At 62.2% G+C, this 20683-nt stretch carries 17 protein-coding genes; 12 read left to right on the top strand and 5 right to left on the bottom strand.

The features are described 5' to 3' along the window. Positions 1-233 precede the first annotated feature (233 nt). The 7 genes from HU767_RS08965 to HU767_RS08935 all read left to right on the top strand — a co-directional run bounded on the left by HU767_RS08965 (position 234) and on the right by HU767_RS08935 (position 8607). The gene (locus tag HU767_RS08965) at positions 234-1460 is read left to right on the top strand and encodes an MFS transporter (protein WP_186729319.1); all 1227 of its coding nucleotides are present in this window, start codon (positions 234-236) and stop codon (positions 1458-1460) included. Positions 1461-1546: 86 nt separating this feature from the next. After that, positions 1547-2062 (top strand): sigma-70 family RNA polymerase sigma factor, encoded by a 516-nt coding sequence (locus HU767_RS08960; protein ID WP_186705849.1) that lies wholly within the window; start codon positions 1547-1549, stop codon positions 2060-2062. Then, entirely contained in the window at positions 2063-3040 is a 978-nt protein-coding gene (locus HU767_RS08955; protein ID WP_186729318.1) for a FecR domain-containing protein, read from the top strand. It begins immediately after the preceding gene. Positions 3041-3139: 99 nt separating this feature from the next. Continuing rightward, complete coding sequence (locus tag HU767_RS08950) at positions 3140-5551, top strand: TonB-dependent receptor (protein WP_186729317.1); 2412 nt, start codon at positions 3140-3142, stop codon at positions 5549-5551. A 64-nt stretch (positions 5552-5615) separates the two neighbouring features. Beyond that, a complete protein-coding gene (locus HU767_RS08945) occupies positions 5616-6800 on the top strand; it encodes an ABC transporter substrate-binding protein (protein ID WP_186729316.1) in 1185 nt (394 codons plus the stop codon). Beyond that, entirely contained in the window at positions 6797-7858 is a 1062-nt protein-coding gene (locus HU767_RS08940) for an iron ABC transporter permease (RefSeq protein ID WP_186729315.1), read from the top strand. The genes HU767_RS08945 and HU767_RS08940 overlap by 4 nt, the downstream gene beginning before the upstream one ends. Continuing rightward, positions 7852-8607 carry an ABC transporter ATP-binding protein gene (locus HU767_RS08935; RefSeq protein ID WP_186729314.1) on the top strand — a complete coding sequence of 252 codons (756 nt, stop codon included), beginning with the start codon at positions 7852-7854 and terminating at the stop codon, positions 8605-8607. The genes HU767_RS08940 and HU767_RS08935 overlap by 7 nt, the downstream gene beginning before the upstream one ends. Positions 8608-8650: 43 nt before the next feature. Here the strand turns inward: HU767_RS08935 and HU767_RS08930 are convergent, their stop codons facing one another. Beyond that, a complete protein-coding gene (locus HU767_RS08930; RefSeq protein ID WP_186729313.1) occupies positions 8651-10612 on the bottom strand; it encodes a methyl-accepting chemotaxis protein in 1962 nt (653 codons plus the stop codon). Positions 10613-10883: 271 nt separating this feature from the next. On the opposite strand from HU767_RS08930, the gene HU767_RS08925 reads away from it, so the two are divergent. Genes HU767_RS08925 through HU767_RS08915 form a run of 3 tightly spaced genes read left to right on the top strand, consistent with a single transcriptional unit; the run spans position 10884 to position 13709 of the window. Beyond that, positions 10884-11681 (top strand): MipA/OmpV family protein, encoded by a 798-nt coding sequence (locus HU767_RS08925; RefSeq protein ID WP_186705842.1) that lies wholly within the window; start codon positions 10884-10886, stop codon positions 11679-11681. Further along, the gene (locus tag HU767_RS08920) at positions 11681-12367 is read left to right on the top strand and encodes a response regulator transcription factor (RefSeq protein ID WP_186705841.1); all 687 of its coding nucleotides are present in this window, start codon (positions 11681-11683) and stop codon (positions 12365-12367) included. Before HU767_RS08925 ends, HU767_RS08920 begins: the two co-directional genes overlap by 1 nt. Further along, a complete protein-coding gene (locus HU767_RS08915) occupies positions 12360-13709 on the top strand; it encodes an ATP-binding protein (protein WP_238349437.1) in 1350 nt (449 codons plus the stop codon). Before HU767_RS08920 ends, HU767_RS08915 begins: the two co-directional genes overlap by 8 nt. Before the next feature lies 1 nt (position 13710). Here the strand turns inward: HU767_RS08915 and HU767_RS08910 are convergent, their stop codons facing one another. From HU767_RS08910 to HU767_RS08900, 3 genes are all read right to left on the bottom strand, one after another. Then, positions 13711-14196, bottom strand: coding sequence for an ester cyclase (locus HU767_RS08910; RefSeq protein WP_225917584.1), 486 nt, complete (start codon positions 14194-14196; stop codon positions 13711-13713). A gap of 65 nt (positions 14197-14261) precedes the next feature. After that, complete coding sequence (locus tag HU767_RS08905; RefSeq protein WP_186729312.1) at positions 14262-15740, bottom strand: amino acid permease; 1479 nt, start codon at positions 15738-15740, stop codon at positions 14262-14264. A gap of 87 nt (positions 15741-15827) precedes the next feature. Beyond that, on the bottom strand, positions 15828-17321 hold the full coding sequence (locus HU767_RS08900; RefSeq protein WP_186705838.1) for an aldehyde dehydrogenase: 1494 nt from the start codon (positions 17319-17321) through the stop codon (positions 15828-15830). A gap of 235 nt (positions 17322-17556) precedes the next feature. On the opposite strand from HU767_RS08900, the gene HU767_RS08895 reads away from it, so the two are divergent. Continuing rightward, positions 17557-18288: an FCD domain-containing protein gene (locus tag HU767_RS08895; protein ID WP_186705837.1), complete on the top strand. Its 732-nt coding sequence runs from the start codon at positions 17557-17559 to the stop codon at positions 18286-18288. 107 nt (positions 18289-18395) lie between these two features. Beyond that, on the top strand, positions 18396-19139 hold the full coding sequence (locus HU767_RS08890; RefSeq protein WP_186729311.1) for a histidine kinase: 744 nt from the start codon (positions 18396-18398) through the stop codon (positions 19137-19139). Positions 19140-19274: 135 nt separating this feature from the next. On the opposite strand, the gene HU767_RS08885 is transcribed toward HU767_RS08890, so the two are convergent. Next, on the bottom strand, positions 19275-20531 hold the full coding sequence (locus tag HU767_RS08885; protein ID WP_186729310.1) for an MFS transporter: 1257 nt from the start codon (positions 20529-20531) through the stop codon (positions 19275-19277). Positions 20532-20683: the final 152 nt, after the last annotated feature.

The raw sequence follows: 20683 nt of genomic DNA, 5'->3' as shown, positions 1-20683 counted from the left end.
GGATCCTTTCCGACGAGAGAAAATGGTAATCACTCCTATTGCCAGTCGACCTGCGGAAAAGTATCACCCCCCGGCGGTTATTTTTTCAGGCAGCCCCCGAACGCTCGGGCACACAACCGCCGCAGCGCTATCGACGCCTTGCAACCTTTCGTGCAGCCGGGCATCTTGCCGACCGAGTCATCGCCCGCAGCACACCCACCCGCTTGCCAGCGATTAACCACCGAGGTCGAGTCATGTCCCACGCAGGTGCCCTCCAGGGTTCGAACGTCAGAATCCTGGTTTCCCTTCTGTTCGCGATCCAGCTCATCTCCATGGGCGCGATGGAAATGAGCGGGCCGTTCTGGCCGGTGCACCTGCGCGGGCTGACGTCGTCGGAGTCGGTTTTCAGCTTCGCCAGCATCGCCGTGTATGTCGGGCCAATGCTGGGCATCATCCTGACCAGCGCGTTCTGGGGCCGTATCGGTGATCGCTACGGCCATAAGCTGATGATGATCCGCGCCCTGGCGGGCTTGTCGCTGACCCAGCTCGGGCTGGCGCTGAGCAGTGACATCTGGGTCATCCTGATCCTGCGTTTCCTGCAAGGCGCCTTTGCCGGTTACATCGCCCCGGCGCAGGCCTACGGCGTCAGCATCGAAGCCCCGTCACGTCGAGCGCGGCTGTTTGCGATCCTGCAAATATCCACCAACGTCGGCTCATTGCTCGGTGCGGTGGTCGGGGGGCTGATCCTCGACTACGCCACGTTCTTTTGGATCAACATCATCGCCTCGGCCTTGTGCGCGGTGTGCACGGTGGTCGCCGCCATGACCTTGCCGGACGTGCCACCGGTGACGAAATCCGCGACCGGCCAAGCCCCGGCAGCGACCCGTCGTACCGACAGCGTCTGGCAAGGCACACCGTTGCTGTCGTTGCTGTGCGTCATGGGCATCCTGCTGTTGGCGCGGATGCTGCCGCAGACGTCATTCTCCTTGTACGTAAGCTCGGTATTCGACGTCAGCCACTCGGTGGTCGGCCTCTGCTACGGCTTGCTGGCGCTGGGTTTCATTCTCTCGGCCACGGCCTGGTCGCGCTATTTCGAGCACCGTACCCAGCAGGACACCTTGCACCGCCTCCTCTACGTCGTGCTCGGGTGCATCGCCCTGACCGCCCTGGCAGGGACTACGCGCAACGCCATCGTTTTTGTCGTCGCCTACTTCATCTGGGGGGTGCTGCTGGGCGCCACCACGCCGGTGCTGATGGCGCTGATCTCGAAATCCGCCGACAGCTCGCGACAAGGCCACGTGCTGGGCATTGCCCAGGGCACCGCCCAATTTGCGTCGATCGCGGGCATTTCCGCCGGGGGGTTGCTCAGCCAGGTCTACGGCTTGCAGTACACCTACCTGTTCGTTTGCCTGGCTTATGGGTTGGCACTGATTCCCGTCGTCGCGTTGCGATACTGGCCGATAAACCCGTCGCCTACCTGAAGCAGGGTTGTCGAATGCCGCTTGCGTCCCGGACAAGTTGTCCTTTAGCATTGGGAATACTTCTCAATTGCAAAAAAAACGCAGCCATGAGCGAAACCCTGCCCGCGAACAACGACCATCATCTGCGCGTGATCGAAGCGCTGTACGCCGGCCATCATGGCTGGCTGTACGCCACGTTGAAGAAGAAATTGGGCAACGCCATGGATGCAGCAGACCTGGCCCAAGACACCTTCACGCGCATTCTCGCCTCCCAAGTCACCGTCATTGACCAGCCCCGGGCCTACCTGAGCTGCGTCGCCAAGGGCATTCTCATCAACTGGTATCAGCGCAAGGCCCTGGAACGCGCCTACCTGGAAGCGCTCGCGCATTTGCCGGCCCAGGAAGTACCGTCTCCTGAATTGCGCTTCCTGGTGCTGGAAACCCTGCACGAAATCGACGCCATGCTCGACACGCTGCCGGCGCCGGTCAAACGGGCCTTCCTGCTGTCGCAGATCGGCGGCCTGAAATACGACGACATCGCCCAACAACTGGACGTCTCGCTGATCACGGTCAAGCGCTACATGAAGCAGGCGTTCGTGCAGTGCCTGATGTTGGTGGAATGAATGCTCACCCGACGTCATGAGCCGCCGCTCGATCCCAAGGTCCTCGAAGAAGCCGCTGAGTGGCTGATGCGTTTGAGTGAGCGCGACCTCAGCGACAGCGAGCGCGCCGAGTGGGAATGCTGGAGGGCCAGCAGCCCCGAGCGCGGCCGGGCCTGGTCCCGTGCGCAAGTGCTGCAAGGCAAGCTCGGCGGTTTGCCACGCTCGCTGGCGATGTCGGCGCTGGATCGCCCGAGCAGCCCCGAACGGCGCACGGCCCTTGGCAAACTGGCGTTGCTGCTGGCCGTGGTGCCTGCCGGTTGGGGCAGTTGGAAACTGGCGCAATCGCAGCAATGGTCCGCCGACTATCGCACCGCCGTGGGCGAGCGTCGCGAGCTGACCCTGGCCGACGGTTCCCACATCACCCTCAATACCGACACGGCCATCGACGTGCTGTTCGACACCCAGCAGCGGCTCATCCAGGTGCGCGAAGGGGAAATCCTGGTGCAGACCGCGCCGGATGCTTCACCCCAGGCGCGACCGTTCCTGGTCAGTACCCGTGAGGGGCGGATGCAGGCCCTGGGCACGCGGTTCACCGTGCGCCAACTGCCATCGACCACCCATCTGGCGGTACTCGAAGGCGCTGTGCGGATTGAATTGGCCGATGCTCGCCAGGCCGCGCCGCTCGTTGTCAACGCCGGGCAGCGCACTGACTTCTCGGCACAGGCCTTCGGCCCGTTGAGCCCGGCAGACCGCAACGTCGGCGCCTGGGCCCAAGGCATGCTGATGGCCGACAAGATGCGCCTGGCGGACTTCGTCGCCGAGCTGACCCGCTATCGCCGGGGCTTCGTGCGTTGCGACCCGGCCATTGCCGAACTGCGGGTTTCCGGCGCCTTTCCCATCAGCGATACCCAGCGCACGCTCAATATGCTGGCGCAAACCTACCCGATCCTGGTCAGCGGCCATTTGAGCGGTTATTGGGTGACGCTCTCCCCTGCCTGACCCCGCAAAAAAATTTGCTGCCCTTGGTGATACTTTTTTTGATCTCAACTGGCAAAGAAAGGAATAACCATTTCATCTCGTCCATAGGGTCATCCATCCATGCTCGTTGCACGGCCCCTGCATTCGGATCGTCCGTCCAAGCTCGTCATGCGCAGTGTGCTGTTGAGCCTTGCCTTGGGCACGGTCACCGGGTCGTTCGCCTTGGCCGCCGTGCCCGCGCAACTGGAAGCCATTGCCCCCCGGGCCTATGACATCGCCCCCGGGCCGCTCGGCGCTGCCCTGTCGAGCTTTGCGATCACCGCTGGCATTGCCTTGTCGTTCCAGCCGTCGATCACCGAGGGGCTGCTCAGCCCGGGACTGTCCGGGACTTATCCGGCAGCGCAAGCGCTTGCGCGCCTGCTGGGTGACAGCGGTGTGGAGATGATTGCCCGCGACGATGGCAGCTATACCCTGGTGCTGCGCCAAGTGTCCCTGCCGGAGATCAACGTCGGTGCCGCCGGCAGACCCGGCACCGACTTGCCACTCACCGACGCCAGCGGCCAGGTCGCCCGCGGCGCACGCCTCGGTCTGCTGGGCAACGCCGATGTGATGGATGCGCCGTTCAGCGTCAGCAGCTACACCTCGACGATGATCAACGATCAACAGGCGGTCACCGTGGGCGATTTGCTGGAGCGCGATGCTTCGGTGCGCGCCACTGGCCAGGCGGGCGGCATCGTCGACTCATTCTTCATCCGCGGTTTTCCGCTGGGGGAAGGCAATCTCGGGGAGTTGGCGTTCGACGGTGTGTATGGCGTGGCGTCCAACTACCGGGTGTTCACCGATTACGCCGAGCGTATCGAACTGGTCAAGGGGCCTGCCGCCCTGCTGTATGGCATGTCACCCAACAGCGCAGTGGGCGGCGTGATCAACGTGGTCCCCAAGCGCGCCCTCGACGAGGACCTGACCCGATTCACCAGCCGCTACGCCACGGATTCGCAACTGGGCGGCCACCTCGACGTCAGCCGGCGTTTTGGTGAAGAGCGCCGGTTCGGGATCAGGTTCAACGGCAGCCTGCAGCAGGGCGACACGGCCATCGACAAGCAGTCCCGAGAGGTCGGTACTGGCGCCATCTCCCTGGATTACCAAGGGGATCGCCTGCGCACGAGCCTGGACCTGATCAATCAAAAGGAAACGTTCGACGCCGCATCGCGGCCCTTCAGGATCGCCCCCGGCGTGCAGATGCCCTCGGCCGCCAACGGCCGGACCAGTGTCAGCCAGGATTGGGGCCGCTCCCAAGCCCGGGACAAGTCGGCGTTGCTGAGTGGCGAATATGACCTCAGCGACCAACTGACGCTGTTTGCCCACGCCGGTGGCGGAAAATCCGAGGTCGAGCGCATGTCCGACCAGACCCCGACCATCATCAACGCGGCCGGCGACACGTCATCAGATCCCGGCTATTACCAATTCAAGGTCCGGCGCTACACCGTCGACGCCGGCGCGCGCCTGGGCTTCGACACCGGGCCGGTCAGCCACCGTGCGGTGTTGCAAGTCAGCCGTTATCGCGACGAGTTGTCCCGGGGCATTATTTCCGGCCCCGCCATCCTCTCGAACATCTATCACCCGATCGACCGGCCCCGGCCCAACCTCGCCGAACCCAACACCCCGAAAGTCTCCGAGAGCCAATTGTCCGGCGTCGCCCTGGCCGACACCCTGTCGGTGCTCGATGAACGCCTGCAAGTCACCCTCGGGCTGCGCAGGCAGAACGTCCAGTCGGAAAACTTCAGCACCACCGTTGCCATCCCGTCCTACGACAAAAGCAAAACCACGCCGCTGTTCGGCATCGTTGCCAAGCCCTGGGACCATGTCGCGCTGTACTACAACTACATCGAAGGCCTGAGCAAGGGCGACATTGCGCCGTCCGCTGCAACCAACGCGGATGAGGTTTTCTCACCCTACATCTCCCGCCAGCAGGAGATCGGCATCAAGCTCGACTACGACCGTTTCATGGCCACGCTGGCGCTGTTCCAGATCCAGAAACCCAGCGGTGAATTGTCGAACGGGGTGTTTTCGGTCCAGGCCCAGCAACGCAACCGTGGCATGGAACTGAACCTGTCCGGCGAGGTGGCCCGAGGCACGCGCCTGCTCGGTGGCGTGACGCTGCTCGATGGGGAGCTGACCCGCACTGCCGTGGCCGCCAATCGCGGCAACACACCGGTGGGCGTGCCCAAGGTCCAGGCCAACCTCTGGGCCGAGTGGGACACCCCGGGCATCGACGGGCTGACGTTGACCAGCGGCGCGATCTACACCGCCAGCCAGTACGTCGACCAGGCCAACACCCAGGCACTGGATGCCTGGACCCGCTTCGATGTCGGCGCCCGCTATGCCACGCGCATCGCCGAGCGGCCCACGATTTTTCGCGCCACGGTGCAGAACGTGTTTGACCGCGCCTACTGGTCGGGGGTCGCCTCCTATGGTGCGTTTTCCCAAGGCGCACCGCGCACGCTGCTGTTGTCCGCCACCGTTGATTTCTGAAACCCGCGGGCCGGGCTGGCGGTTTGCGCCGTTGTCCCGGTCGGCTTCTGTAAAGGCCTGAACCATGGTTACCGTTTTGCGTCATCACACGCTCGCCACCCTGCTGTTCGCCGGGTGGCTCGGCTTGTCGTTGTTTTCCCTGGCGCCACGCAACGCTGTCGCCGCCGCGACGGATCCGGCCCTGGGCAGCGTGACCGATCTGCTCGGGCGCCAGGTCAAGGTGCACCTCCCAGTGCGGCGGGTGATTCTCGGCGAAGGCCGCCAGCTGTACCTGGTGGCGGCGCTGGACACGCAAAACCCCATCGAACGCATCGTCGGTTGGCGCAAGGACCTGATCCAGTCCGATCCGGACACCTACGGCGCCTACCTGCGCAAATATCCCGACATCGCCAAGATCCCGACCTTCGGTGGCTTCGAGGACGGCACCTTCGACATCGAGCAGGCGATTTCCCAGCGTCCGGATGTGATCATCCTCAATATCGAAGCCCAGCACGCCACCGAGGACGCGCGTTACATCGAAAAGCTCGACGCCTTGGGCATCCCGGTGGTCTATGTCGACTTTCGCAACAACCCGATGCAGAACACCGAGCCGACCATGCGCCTGTTCGGCCAATTGTTCGGCAAGCAAGCCCGGGCCGAGGCGTTCATCGACTTTCGCAACCAGCAGATTCGACGCGTCACCGACGTCATCGAGGCGCGCCACCCGGCCCGGCCAAAGGTCTTCATCGAACGCATCGGCGGCTACACCGATGATTGCTGCCTGAGCTTCGGCAACGAGAACTTCGGCCTGTTCGTCGAAATGGCCGGTGGCGACAACATTGCCAAAGGCATCATCCCCACCACGTTCGGCCAGTTGAACGCCGAGCAAGTGGTGGTCGCCAACCCGGCGCAGGTGGTGGTCACCAGTGCCAACTGGGAAGCCTTTGCCCCTGGCGGCCATTGGGTCGGCGTCGGCCCGGGGGCGGACATGGCCCAAGCCAGGCAAAAACTGGCGTGGTACACCCAGCGGCCGGCCTATGCCGGCATCAAGGCTCAGGACGACCAGGCGTTCCACGCCATCTGGCACCAGTTCTACAACAGCCCCTATCAGTTCGTCGCCATCCAGCAATTGGCCAAATGGTTTCACCCGACGTTGTTTGCCGACCTGGACCCGGACGCCTCGTTCCGCCAATTGCACGAGCAGTTCCTGCCGGTCCCTTATGAACCGGGCTACGCCGTCAGCCTGCGCCAGGCCGAGGACAAGCCATGACCACGCTGAACGAAACCCTGGTGATGCAACGTGACACCTACCGACGCCTGGTGCTGCGCAAGCGCCTTATCCTCGCCGGGCTCGCGCTGCTGCTGATCTGCAGCGTGCTGCTCGACCTGGCCCTCGGGCCGGCGCGCTACAGCCTCGACGAAGTGCTCGGCGCGCTGTTTTCACCGGACAGCGCATCGCCCCAGGTCCGCGTGGTGATGTGGGATATCCGCCTGCCCGTGGCGCTGATGGCCGTTGCGGTCGGTGCGGCGTTGTCCCTGGCCGGCGCGCAGATGCAGACGATCCTCAACAACCCGCTGGCCAGCCCGTTCACCCTGGGCATTTCCGCCGCCGCCAGTTTCGGTGCGGCCATGGGCCTGGCGTTTGGCGTGGCCTTGTTCCCGTTGGCGGCGCAGTACATGGTGCCGCTGAACGCGTTCATCATGGCCATGCTGTCGGCCTTGCTGATCCACTTCCTGAGCCTGCGCCGCGGTGTCAGCGCCGAGACCATCGTCCTGCTCGGCATCGCCCTGGTGTTCACCTTCAACGCGCTGTTGGCGCTGGTGCAATTCTTCGCCACCGAACAAGCCGTGGCCGCCGTGGTGTTCTGGACGATGGGCAGCCTGACCAAAGCCACCTGGCCCAAGCTCGGGGTGATCTGCCTGGTAATCCTGGTCACCCTGCCGATTTTCGCCCGGCGTGCCTGGGCCTTGACCGCACTGCGCCTGGGGGATGACAAGGCCGCGAGTTTCGGCATCAACGTGCGCAGCCTGCGCTTCCAGACGCTGATCATGGTCAGCCTGCTCGCCTCGTTCCCGGTGGCGTTTGTCGGCACCATCGGCTTCATCGGTCTGGTCGGACCGCACATCGCACGAATGCTGATCGGTGAAGACCAGCGGTTCTTCCTGCCGGCGTCCCTGCTGACCGGCGCACTGATTCTGTCCGCCAGTTCGGTGATCAGCAAAACCCTGATTCCCGGGGCCATTTTCCCCATCGGCGTGGTGACGTCGCTGATCGGCGTGCCCTTCTTCATATCCTTGATTCTCGGTGGGAAGAAAAACTCATGGTAACGATCCGGCTGGAGAATCTCGGCGCACGCTACGGCCAGCGCACGGTCATTCACGGCGTGACCACGGCAGCCTTTGTCGGCGGCCAGGTGGTGGCGGTGGTCGGCCCCAACGCGGCGGGCAAGTCCACTTTGTTCAAGCGCATGGCTGGCTTGATCGACGGCCCCGGGCAAGTGGTATTGGAGGACTCGAAAAAGGGACCGCAGGGCATCAGCTACATGCCCCAGGGCTTGAACGCCAGCGCCCGGTTGACGGTGTACGAGTCGGTGCTGCTGGCGCGCAAGCAGCTTACGCCGGGCTGGGTCGTCCACGATGATGAGCTCAAGTTGGTGGATGACATTCTCGCCGCGCTGGGCATCACCGAACTGTCGTTCCGCAATCTCGGCGAGCTCAGCGGCGGACAGCAGCAACTGGTGTCGATCGCCCAGACCCTGGTGCGCGAACCGGAAATCCTGTTGATGGATGAACCGACCAGCGCCCTGGACATGCACCGGCAAGTCCAGGTGCTGAACTTCATGCGGGCCCTGGCGCGCAAACGCGAGGTCATTGTGTTCATCGCCATCCATGACCTGAACCAGGCCCTGCGCTTTGCCGACCAGGTGCTGGTCATCGCCGACGGCACCGCCCAGGGCAGCGGCCCGAGCGCCGAGGTGATCAGCGAATCGATGCTGCGCAAGGTCTACAAGGTCGAGGCGCGGATCGAACAATGCAGCCGCGGCGAGCGCCATATCCTGATCGACGATATCGTCTGAGCGCACACCCGGGCCTTGCGTCGAAGGCCCGAGGTTGCAAGACCTAGGCGACCTTGAAGCGATTGACCAACTGTTGCTGGTGCTCGGCCAGGCGCGCCAGTTCCTGGCTGGTGATGGCCGTCTGCTCGGCGCCGGCACTCACTTGGATCACCAGGTCGTTGATCTCGTTCACGTTGCGATTGATGTCTTCGGACACCGCGCTCTGCTCTTCGGCCGCGGAGGCGATCTGGATGTTACGGTCGCTGATCGTCGCCACCCCCTCGGCGATCTCCACCAGCAACTCCCCCGCGCGCTCGACTTTGCTCGCCCCGTCCTGGGCCTTGTCCAGGGTCTGCTGCATGGACAGCGCCGCGCGATCCGAACCGGCCTGCAGGTTGCTGATCATCTGTTGAATGTTGCCTGTGGACTCCTGGGTCTTTTGCGCCAGGGTGCGCACTTCGGAGGCGACCACCGCAAAACCGCGGCCATGGTCACCGGCCCGCGCCGCTTCAATCGCCGCATTGAGCGCCAATAGATTGGTCTGTTCGGCAATGCCGCGAATCACATCGAGCACCGAGGAAATGGCATCGCTTTCCAGCTTGAGATCACCAATGATTTGCGCGGTCTCCTCGGCCTGCCCGGACAATTGGCGGATCAGCCCGATGGTGCTTTCGATTTCCACGCGCCCTTGGGCCGTGCTGAGGTTGACCTGTTGCGACATGTGCGCCGCATCGTTGGTACTTTGCGCCACCTCGCGCACCGTGGCACTCATCTGATTGATCGCCGTGGCCACCAGCTCGGTGCCTTGGCGCTGTTGCTCGACACTCATGCTGGTCTGGACCGTCACCGTGGAAGACTCTTGCGCGGCGGTCGCCACTTGCGCCGTGGCGTTGCCGATTTCCTGCACGATCTCGCTGATCTCCTGCGCCATGCGATTGAGGTTGCGCGAGATCTGGCCGAACTCATCGCGGCCTTCGTAGGTGGCCCTGGCGGTGAGGTCACGCTGTGCCAGGCCGTTCAGGGCCTGGTTCACATCGCGCACCGCCAGATCGATCAGGCGGATGATCACATACGACAACACTGTCACCGCCAGCAGCGCCACGACGACCGCAGCGACGGTCAGCCACAACGCACGACTTGCTTCATCGCGGCCGTGAATCGCCAGGCGGCTGATGCTTTGGCCGAGGGCGTCTTCCACTTGGCTCATCATATCGATGCGCTGAGTGGAGAGTTCAAACCAGGCCTCTGGCTTGATGCCCAGGGACTGGCCCAATGGCACTTCGAAAGCCAGGCGCTGCAACTTACCGACTTCGACCGCAGCGGGCTTGAGCATCTGCTCGGTGAACTGTTGAAGCAAGACGGGTTGGGCCTGGCGACGGAACGCGTCGGAATACGCAGAGAACTCACCAAGATTGCGGCTAAAGCGCGACAATAAGGTCTCATCGAAACGATCCTGGCTGAATACCAGGCCCAGCACGACCCGTTCGCGTCCGGCCCGCTCTTTCATCTCGATAAACTGATTGAGGGCATTGAGCGCATGAACAATGGTGGCGTTGTTGATCGTCGCTTCCAAAGAATGGGTATAGCCCATGAGCGCTTGAATGATCTCGGTATAACGAACACCGGATTCGGTGCTGCTGATACCCAACTTATCCACTTGCCCACGAATGACGGGCAACTGGTCCAATGCCTGGAGAACATTGTCCAATTGCGCACTGTCCGACGCAGACAACCCGCGCACCACCTTGGCCGAGGCATTGGAATCCTGGCGCGCCTGGGCCATACGTTCGCCCATGGACTTGCCGCCGCTGCCCAGGAAAACCCCGCTGGCGCCGCGCTCGCGCTGCAATACCGTGATCAGTTGACTCAACTTCTGTGCCGTGGCGCTGGCGGCGACCGTGGCGTCCATATCGCGCAAGGTCTTGTAGTTGTCCACGATAAAGACGCCGGCCAAGGACAAGAATCCCAACAGAGGAAGTAGCAGGATCAATAAAAGTTTCAGACGCAGCGGTGCATTCCTGAGCATTTCCGTTCAAGCCTCATTTCATATTGAATTAGTGACGCGTGAACTTGTTGTAGAAAGGCTTTTATACACGCTGACCTGGCGCGATCTTAGCGCAATACCAAATAGCCATCACCCCTGATAGAGCGCTGCTTGGCACTTATAACGGCGATGACGCGGGCATTTCGATTTGCCTTGATCAGGGTCAAGCTTTCGGCAAATAACGGTAAGCATCCGGTAAGGGAAAGTGCTTAACGATAGGCACGTATTTCATCCTGTCCCGTTGGAGCACTCCATGCATTTGCTGCGCTTAGCCGTTTCAACAATCCCGAGTGTCGTCCTGCTCGCCGTAGCCAGTTCGGCGATCGCCGCACAGGCCGCTGAACCTGAAACCGCCGAACCGTCTTCGTCCTGGGGACTGGGAGTCGGTGCAATCAGCAGCCAGCAGCCCTATACCGGCATCGATCGTGACAACAAGGCGATCCCGCTGATCTACTTCGAGAACGAATACTTGCGGGTGTTCGGCCCAAACGCCGAGGTCAAGCTGACACAGCTCGAACTCAACGATACCCAGCACATCGATTTCAGCCTCGTGGGCCAGTACGACTTCAGTGGTTATGATGCCGATGACTCACGGGTCTTCGATGGCATGAGCGACCGTAAAAGCGGCTTCTGGGCCGGCGCCAAAGTGCAGTGGCGCACCGACTGGGTGGACGTGCACGCCGAGTGGCTGGCGGATGCATCGGGCCATAGCGACGGCCAACGTTTCAACCTGGGCCTGGAGCGATCCTGGCGGCTCGGCGACCACATCACCCTCACGCCCCATGCAACGGCGATGTGGCAGGACAAAAAATACGTCGATTATTATTTTGGCGTGCGTGACAGTGAAGCGCGCATCGATCGCGCGGCCTATGATGGCAAGTCTGCCCTCAATACCGAGTTTGGCGTCCGGGGAAACTATATGTTCGATCAGCACCACTCTGTGTTCCTCGACCTGAAGGCGACGCGCCTGGACAGCGAAATCAAGGACAGTCCGCTGGTAGACCGTTCTACCGAAAACAGTGCGCTGTTTGGCTACCTGTACCGCTTCTGATGAGCCGCATTCTGCTGGTCGAGGACCACGAACGCTTGGCACAGCTGGTCTGCACGGGACTGACGAACGCCGGGATTGCCGTCGATGTGATCAACCGCATGGATGGCGCGTGGGCGGCCATCCAACGGGTGCCCTACCAGGCGTTGATCCTTGATCGCGGCTTGCCAGACGGTGACGGGCTCGTCTTGTTGAAGCGTCTGCGCAGCGCCGGGCTTGGCCTGCCTTGTCTGGTACTGACGGCACGGGATGCCTTGCATGATCGGGTACAGGGGCTCGATGCCGGTGCCGATGACTACCTGCCCAAGCCGTTCGCCATGGATGAAATGATCGCCCGTGTACGGGCCTTGCTACGAAGGCCCGTGGACTGTCGTCCTCTCGCACCCAGCCATGGTGACCTGAGCCTGCAACCCGATACAGGCCTGCTGTACTGCGCGGACGAGAGCATCGCCCTGGCACCGGCGGAAATGCAGATCATGTTGCTGCTGTTGCGCAAGCCCGGTGAAATCGTCCGCCGCCCCCACATCGAGGCGGCAGGCTGGGGCTTGAGCGAAGCAGTCACGCCGAACGCCCTGGACGTGGCCCTGCACCGTATCCGCCGCAAGCTGCTGGCCATCGGCTCGCGCCAACGCATTGTCAACGTGCGAGGTCTAGGTTATGCGCTGCGCCAGGTCGACGTGGTTGAGTAGCCTCAGGTTCAAGGTGCTGCTGGCTTACATTGCCGGCGTGGCGCTGAGCATCCTGCTGATCGTGTCGGCGGCGTTGGCCCTGGCCACCTCAGAGAGCGACATCCTGTCGGTCACGAACATGGCCGAACGCACCCAGGAGCTGGCGGAAAAACTCCAGTTCGATGCTGGCGGGCGCCCGGTGGGATTCGATCACAGCGAGGCCGATCGGGCCTGGACCTATGAAAGCATGCGGCAGGAGATCGGCTACCGCGTGCTGGACCTTTCGGCAAACGTGGCCCTGACGTCCACCGATGCGACTTTCTGGCCTGCGAGCACCTCGGTGCGTCCGGAAGAGCTGGGACAATTCAAGTTCGAGCGCCAGGGCATCCTCATGTATGGCGCCACCGCGCCGGTCGAACACGACGGCCAGACCTGGTTCCTGCAACTGGCCGCCAGCGAACGGCTGATGGACCTCTTCCATGGGGCCTTCGCGTTGCCCTTCATGGGCGCCGGCATCGTCCTGTTCAGCCTGCTACTGCTCTTCGTCTTTGGCGCCTGCGCCTATGTCATCCTCGGCTACACGCTCAAGCCCTTGCGCGAGGTGTCCGAGTCAGCCGCGGCCATCTCGCCACGCTCCCTGCATTCACGGCTGCAGGTCGACCGCGTGCCGTCCGAAGTCGTGCCACTGGTGGACAGCTTCAATCGGGTCCTCCAGCGCCTGGAAAATGGCTACCGGATCCAGCAGGAATTCCTGGCGACCGCGGCGCACGAACTGAAGACGCCGCTAGCACTGATACGGGCGCAGATCGAATTGATGGAAGACAGCCAAGGTCGCAATGCGCTCCTCAACGATGTGGCCCACATGACCCGTCAAACCCAGCAACTGCTGCTCCTGACCGAAGCCAGTGAAGCCCAGAACTACATCTTTGCCGCCGTCGAACTGACAGACGTCGCCAAGGAGGCCATCGAATATTTGCAGCGCATGGCCGAAGCCGTCGACGTACGCCTGGTGCTGGCCGAGGATTGCACGGGCGTTGGCCCTTGGCAGGCTGATCGCAGCGCCCTCTTCACGTTGCTGAAGAACCTGCTGGAAAACGCCCTCCAACATGCTCCTCGAGGCACCGAGGTTCGACTGGAGATCGGCAGGGATTACCTGCGCGTACGCGATTGGGGCCCCGGGGTTGATCGGGAGCAACTGCCCCAACTGTTCGTGCGCTTCTGGCGCGGGGCCCATCGCCGCGACCATGGCGCCGGCCTGGGTTTGACGATCTGCCAGGAAATCGCCCAGGCCCATGGCTGGATGCTCTCGGCCACGAGAGCCGAGCCAGGTTTGCTGCTGCAGCTGTCCCGACGGGAACCTTGATCTACCAGCCGAGCTGCTTGTTGAAACCCAGGGCGTCATAGTAGTCGTGCTGCGTGAGAATCTTGCCCTCCTTGAGCCGGATGAAACTCACCCCCTTGAAGCTGAGGGGGCGCTGGGTGGCCGGCGTCTCGGTGCTCCAAGGCCCGGTATTGTGCCCCTTGAACTCCCATTCGAAGGCAACGCTGTCACCGTTGATGATCGGCTCGCCCAGCATCGTCCATTGCAGATCCGGCACTGCGCGCATGAACACTTCGATCACCTGGGTCTTGGCATTTTCCCGGCCCACCTGCGGTGTTCCCACCGAGGCGTCGAGAAACTCACCGTCCTCGGCGAAGTACTTCGCCGCAGCCTCCGCATCACGGGCGTTCCAAGCCTTCATGTAGTCATGGATCACGCCCAGGGTATTGTTTTGACTGGCCGCCATAACCCCATGGCTGGCCAGCATCAGGAGCAACCCAAACAGCATCGAGTGGATTCGAGACGTCATAAAATATTCACCTTTTCTCATCAGAGGAATTTGCCTGCCGCGCCCGGCGGCAGGCCGTCATGTTCCTAGGCTTTTTTCCAGGCATCGGACGCCGGAGCGGTACCCTTCTCGTAGGGACGAAACACGACCATGTAGACGAGGCCGACGAGAATCACGATGGCGCCGACCAACACGATGCCGTAGTTCACGTACCAAGGCGCATCTGGCGTACGCGGCCAGGACATATTGACGATGGCGAACAAGCCATAGCAGAGCGCAGCGATGTTCACCGGCCAGCCCCAACGTCCCAAGGTGAACTGGCCCTTGGGTGTCCAGCCCCGGAGACGGGCATACATCACTCCCCCGACAATCATCTGGAACGCCAGGTAGATACCGATGGCGGCAAAACTCACCACCAGCGCGATGGCGTTCTGAAGATAAAAGCCGACACACACGATGATTGCCGGCAGCACCCCGCAGACCATCAGGGCGGCAGTCGGCACATGGGTCGTCGGGGAGAGTTTCTTCAGCGCACCACTGCCCATGAGCATTTCGTCTCGAGCGTAGGCATACAACAAGCGGCTGGCGGATGCCTGCAAGCTCAGCACACAGGAAACGAATGAGACCGTGATCACCGCCATGACCACACGGGACATGACCGGACCGAACGCCGCGCCAAATATCGTGGCCATGGGATCCTTGTCCTGCCCGGAAACAACGGCGGCAATATCAGGCACGGCCAGGATCAAGGCCAGGGCGGCGAAGATCGAAGCAGCACCGCCGATCCAAATCGTCATTCGCATGGCCTTGGGGACCTGGCGGCTAGGATTGGGCGTTTCCTCGGCGACATCGCCGCAGGCTTCAAAACCATAATAGAGGAACATCCCCGCCAGTGACGCGGCCAGGAAGGCCGGCCAGTACTCCCCATCGATGGAAATATCGAACGTGTCGAACAACACGCTCAAGGGCTGGTGGCGCTCGAAAATCAGCAAATAGCCGCCGATCAACAAAGCCCCGACCAGCTCACACAGAAAACCGAACATCGCCACCCGCGCCAGCAGCTTGGTGCCGCTCAGGTTCAGGACCGTCGCGGCGGCGGTCAGGACCAGCGCAACCAAGGTATTAGTGACCGGCGACGACTCGAAACCCAGCAGGTTGGCAATGTAGGGGCCAGCGCCCAGGGCTACGGCAGCAATGGTCACGCACAAAGAGATGGCGTAGATCCAGCCGACCATCCAGGCCCATTTTTTCCCCACCAGGCGGCGAGCCCACGGATAGACACCGCCGGAAATGGGGTACTGGGACACCACTTCGCAAAGAATCAGGCACACCAGCATTTGCCCGAAGCCGACCAGCAGGTAAGACCAGAACATCGGCGGCCCGCCCGCCGCCAGGCACAGGCCGAACAACGTATAGACGCCGACCACTGGCGATAAGTAAGTAAAACCGAGGGCAAAGTTCTGCCAGAGGCTCATGCTACGTTCGAAATTCGAGGTGTACCCCAGGGCACGGAGTTGCTCCGCGTCCTGGTCCACGGCTGCCGTGGAGCTTATCGAGCTGTTCATTGCGCCATCCTTCAAAAAGGAATTCGTTTGAGTAAGCGTCAAGCAGGCAGAGCCATCCCGCCTGTAACGTGGTTCACCGGAAATGCCTCAGAGCTGAATCCAGGTGGCCTTGATCTCGGTGTATTTATCAAAAGCATGCAGGGATTTGTCGCGGCCATTGCCGGACTGTTTGTAGCCACCGAACGGCGCCATCATGTCGCCGCCGTCATACAGGTTGACCCAGACACTTCCGGCGCGAAGAGCCCGGGCCATGGTGTGGGCGCGCGACAGGTTGGCCGTCCAGACGGCTGCCGCCAGCCCATAAGGCGTGTCGTTGGCGATGCGCACCGCATCCTCGGCTTCGTCGAACTCGATCACCGACAGCACCGAGCCAAAAATCTCTTCCCGGGCAATGTTCATCGAATTGCTGACGTTATCGAATAGCGTCGGCTCCACGTAGCTGCCACCGCTGTCCGCCAGCGCCACGTGTCCTCCCAGCAACAACTGGGCGCCTTGATCCTGTCCTTGCCGAATGTGGTGCAACACGCCTTCCAGGTGACGCGCATCCACCAGTGCACCGACATTGGTGTCGGGGTCCAATGGATGGCCAGGCTTCCAGCTTTTCATGGCCTCGACCACCATCGGCACGAAACGCGCCTTGATGGAAGCCTGGACGAGCAAACGTGAACCGGCGGTGCACACCTCGCCCTGATTGAAAGCTATGGCGGCCGCTGCCGCTTCGGCGGCTACCTGAAGATCAGGGGCATCGGCGAAGACAATGTTCGGACTCTTCCCCCCCGCCTCCAGCCAGACCCGCTTCATGTTCGACTCGCCTGCATACACGAGAAGTTGCTTGGCCACTCGGGTGGAACCGGTAAACGCCAGCACATCAACGTCACCGTGCAAGGCCAGGGCCTTGCCCACCGTGTGCCCATAGCCTGGCAGCACATTGAGCACACCGGCCGGCAACCCTGCTTCCAGGGCAAGCTGTGCGATACGAATGGCCGTCAGCGGCGAACGCTCCGAAGGTTTGAGAATCACCGAATTACCGCTCGCCAATGCCGGCCCCAATTTCCAGGACGCCATCATCAACGGGAAATTCCACGGCACGATGGCAGCGACCACCCCGACCGGCTCCCGCGTCACCAACCCAAGCTGATCCACAGCCGTCGCGGCCACTTCATCGTAGATCTTGTCGATGGCTTCACCGCACCAGCGAATGCTGTCGATGGCGCCGGGCAGGTCGACCGCCAGCGAGTCGGCGATCGGTTTACCCATGTCCAGCGTTTCCAGCAGCGCCAGCTCTTCGACATGGGACTGCAAGAGGTCGGAAAAACGCAACATGACCGCCTTGCGCGCTGCCGGTGCCTGACGCGACCAAACGCCAGACTCGAATGCCGCCCGGGCGCTGGTCACGGCCAACTCGGCGTCCGCGGCGTCGCAACTTGCAACCAGGCCCAACAATCGCCCATCCACAGGACTCACGCATTCGAAGGTAGCGCCTGAACTGGCAGGCCTGTACTGCCCGTCGATAAAGGCGCGGCCCTCGATGTCCAGCGCCTTGGCTCTGGCGTCCCACTCTGCTCGGGTCAAGTGACTCATGATTGAAGTGCTCCTGGGTTCGGATGAATGCGATCTCGGCTCGCTTAAACATATGGAACCATATCTTTTAATCCATGAGAACCCCAGGAAAACCAAATTCAGCCAGGTTGTTTTGACTTCAACGCCTTTTCATCCCTAGAATTCCGCGCCAATGGCCCCTGAAAATGCCTTTGAACTATGAAATAGAATTTTTTGAGTCCAGGCGTCGACGACGCCGCCAATGAATGAAACGACCATGAGTCCTACATCGAGCCTCATACGCCTCAATCAGGAAGGGAAAACGGAATCGGTCACCCGCCGCCTGGTTGAAATGATTGACCTGGGGTTGCTGGTCGAAGGTGAACAGCTCCCCAGCGAAAGTACCCTGGCCACCCAACTCGGCGTCGCCACGGTCACCCTGCGCGATGCGTTGGCTGCCTTGCGAGAACGCGGGGTCATCGAAACCCGCCGTGGGCGCAACGGCGGCAGCTTTATCTGCGCCGCCCCACAAACCACCGATCAAGCCTTGTTCGACCAATTGCGTGAAATGAGCACGCTTGAATTGCGTGACCTGGCCGACGAGCACGCAGCCATTTCCGGCGCTGCCGCTCGCTTGGCAGCCCAACGTGCCGGCCCTGAGCAACATGCGCGGCTGGGTGGCTACATCGATGCGCTGGCCAAGGCACAAGAACGGCTGGAGCGCCGACGTGCCGACGCCAGATTCCACATCGAAATTGCCGTGGCATCGCAGTCGGTGCGGCTGACCCACAGCGAGGCCCGCTTGCAGGCGGAACTGGGGGAGTTGTTATGGTTGCCATTTGATGAGCAACCGGATCCCCAAGTGATCGAGCGGGAACACCGGGCGATTCTGGAGGCCATTATTGCGAACGATGCCAATCTGGCCGGGGCCCTGGCCGAAGCCCATGTCGCTCGCGGCGTCCGGCGCTTGACCGCCATACGCTTGCAGCAGATGGCGCAGGATGCCTGATGACTGGAACAGAACTTGCTGAACAACTGACTCCAAACACCGCCCGACAGCCTGTTCGTGTCGCCAGCAAACACCGCACTGTCCCTTCCGAGGCATGAGTTAGAGCCATGGATAACGAAATGTCAGCAAATGGGTTATCCCAATGCGCAACGTTGATCAACGCTTCCATTGGTAACGTCTTCAAGGGTCTCAACAACCTGGGCGCCCAGGTATCGAGCATTTGGGAACGGCAACGGAGCAAGACCAAGCGACCCAATCAACGCGACCTCAAGCCATTGCTGGCTGGCGTCCGGCAGATTCTCGATTCCGAAAGCCTCAAGTTTCATGGCGCCGGCGTGGTCTTCGCCCCCGGTGAACTGGAAGATTGCGAGATGCACCTGCAGTGGTGGTGCCGGACCCAGAACGAACACATCCAGCCTTTGCAGCTGAATCTCGATAGCCGTAGCGATCGTTTCTACGATTACTTGCACATGCCGTGGTACACCCGTCCGCAGCAGACTCGCCAGCCTTCCATAGACGGTCCTTTCGTCGACTTGTACGGCACCGAGCAGTACATCGTCGCCTTTTCCGTGCCGATTTTTTTCGATGATCGCTTCATTGGCGTCGCCGCCGCCGACATCTCACTGCACTCGTTGGAACCTTTGCTCGTTCGCAGCCTGATGAGAGTCAGCAATGAAGCACTGTTGCTCAATGCCGAGGGCCGAGTACTGGCCGCCAATACGGCGAGTTGGTTGGCCGGCGATCTGACCCGGGGTGTGCTGAACCAGGACATGGAACAAGGGCGCGTCTTGAGCCTCATCGACACGTCGTCCTATTGGAGCGTGGTGGAACGGCCGGTACCCAGACTCTGATTGCCGGGCGTTTCGATTTCCCCTGTGGTAAGCAAGTCCTCCTGTGGGAGCGGGCTTGCTCGCGAAAGCGGTGGGTCAGCTTGCATCCACTTTGACTGGGCCAAGCTCACTCCCACACAGGGGTGATACGCGGCCTCAGGCAATCCCGCCGTCAGGCACCGCAAGCGTGCCGGGCTGTGGAGCGCGGCTTGGCCGGAAAGTCTCGGGCATCGCCAGCAACAGGCCGAACGCCAAGGCGGCAATCGCTGCCAGGGTCAGGAATGCAGCGCTGTAGCCAGCCCCCTGCACCACGAAGCCGGCCAGGCTGTTGCTCAACGCGGCGCCCAGCCCGAACACCGTCGACAACACCCCGAGGCTGACGTTGAAACGCCCGGTGCCCTGGGTCAGGTCCTTGACCACCAGAGGAAACAGCGCGCCAAACAGTCCGGCACCGATACCGTCCAGCAGTTGCACCGCCACCAACCAATAGGGGTCGTCCGAAAGCACATACAGCACACCGCGGATGGGCAGGATCAGGAAGCCGGCCAGCAACAACGGCTTGCGGCCCCAGGCGTCGGCCTTGACCCCCACCAGCCACGCCATGGGCACCATGACCAGCTGCGCCGCAACGATACAGGCCGACGTCAGCGGCGTGGCCAGGTGCACGTTGGCCTGGGCGAGCTTCTGGCTGACCAGCGGGAGCATCGCCGCGTTCGCCAGGTGGAACAGCCCGCAGCACATGGCGAATAACAGCAGCGTGCGGTTATCCAGCAAGACCCGCAGCGCCGAAGGTACCGGGCCGTGGACCACCTGCCCCGCCTCCAGCCCTCGGGCCACGTCATGGTCGATGGCCTCGGCGGACACGCAACTGACCGCCACGATGCTGGCCAAGGCCATGGCGGCCATCAGGTAAAACACCGCGATGGGACCGAACAGCCAGGCGAACCCACCCGCCAGCAGCGCTGCGCAGGCATTGCCGGCGTGGTTGAATGTTTCGTTGCGCCCGGTGCGCCGGGTAAAGGCCTTGGCGCCGGTAATGCCCAGGGAAATCGCCGCGATCGCCGGCGCGAAGACCGACGCCGCCACCGCGCCGAGTGGCTGGGTCAACGCCACCAGGCCGAAGGACGACGTGAACGGCAACACCAGGCAACCGAGCGTCACCACCAAGGCCGCCACGGCCACCACGGCACGTTTGCTGCGCACCCGGTCGATCAACGCGCCAGCCGGCGCCTGGGCAACGAGCCCGGCCATCGCCGCCACCGTCATCACCACGCCGATGCTGGCCGCGTCCCAGCGATGCACCGCCAACAGGTAGATCGCCAGGTATGGGCCCAAACCATCGCGGACATCCGCGAGGAAAAAATTCAGGCCATCCAGGGAAAGGTTGTTGCGTCGGTCTTGGTTTCGATCCACAGCGGCCTCGACGAGGGCTTTGCCCAAAGATGATTGGCGCCATGATGTCGCAAAGCATCGAACCGAGCCACCGTGATGAACCCGAGGCCACTGAGAAAACCGTGGCCAGAGATTGCTCCCGCTGGACCTGTAGGAGCTGACGAGCGAAGCGA

This window comes from Pseudomonas sp. SWRI179 (genome assembly GCF_014268705.1).
GTDB classification, from domain to species: Bacteria; Pseudomonadota; Gammaproteobacteria; order Pseudomonadales; family Pseudomonadaceae; genus Aquipseudomonas; species Aquipseudomonas zanjanensis.
The sequence above is the reverse complement of the archived record's forward strand: the minus strand, read 5'-3'. Positions and strand labels throughout refer to the sequence as shown.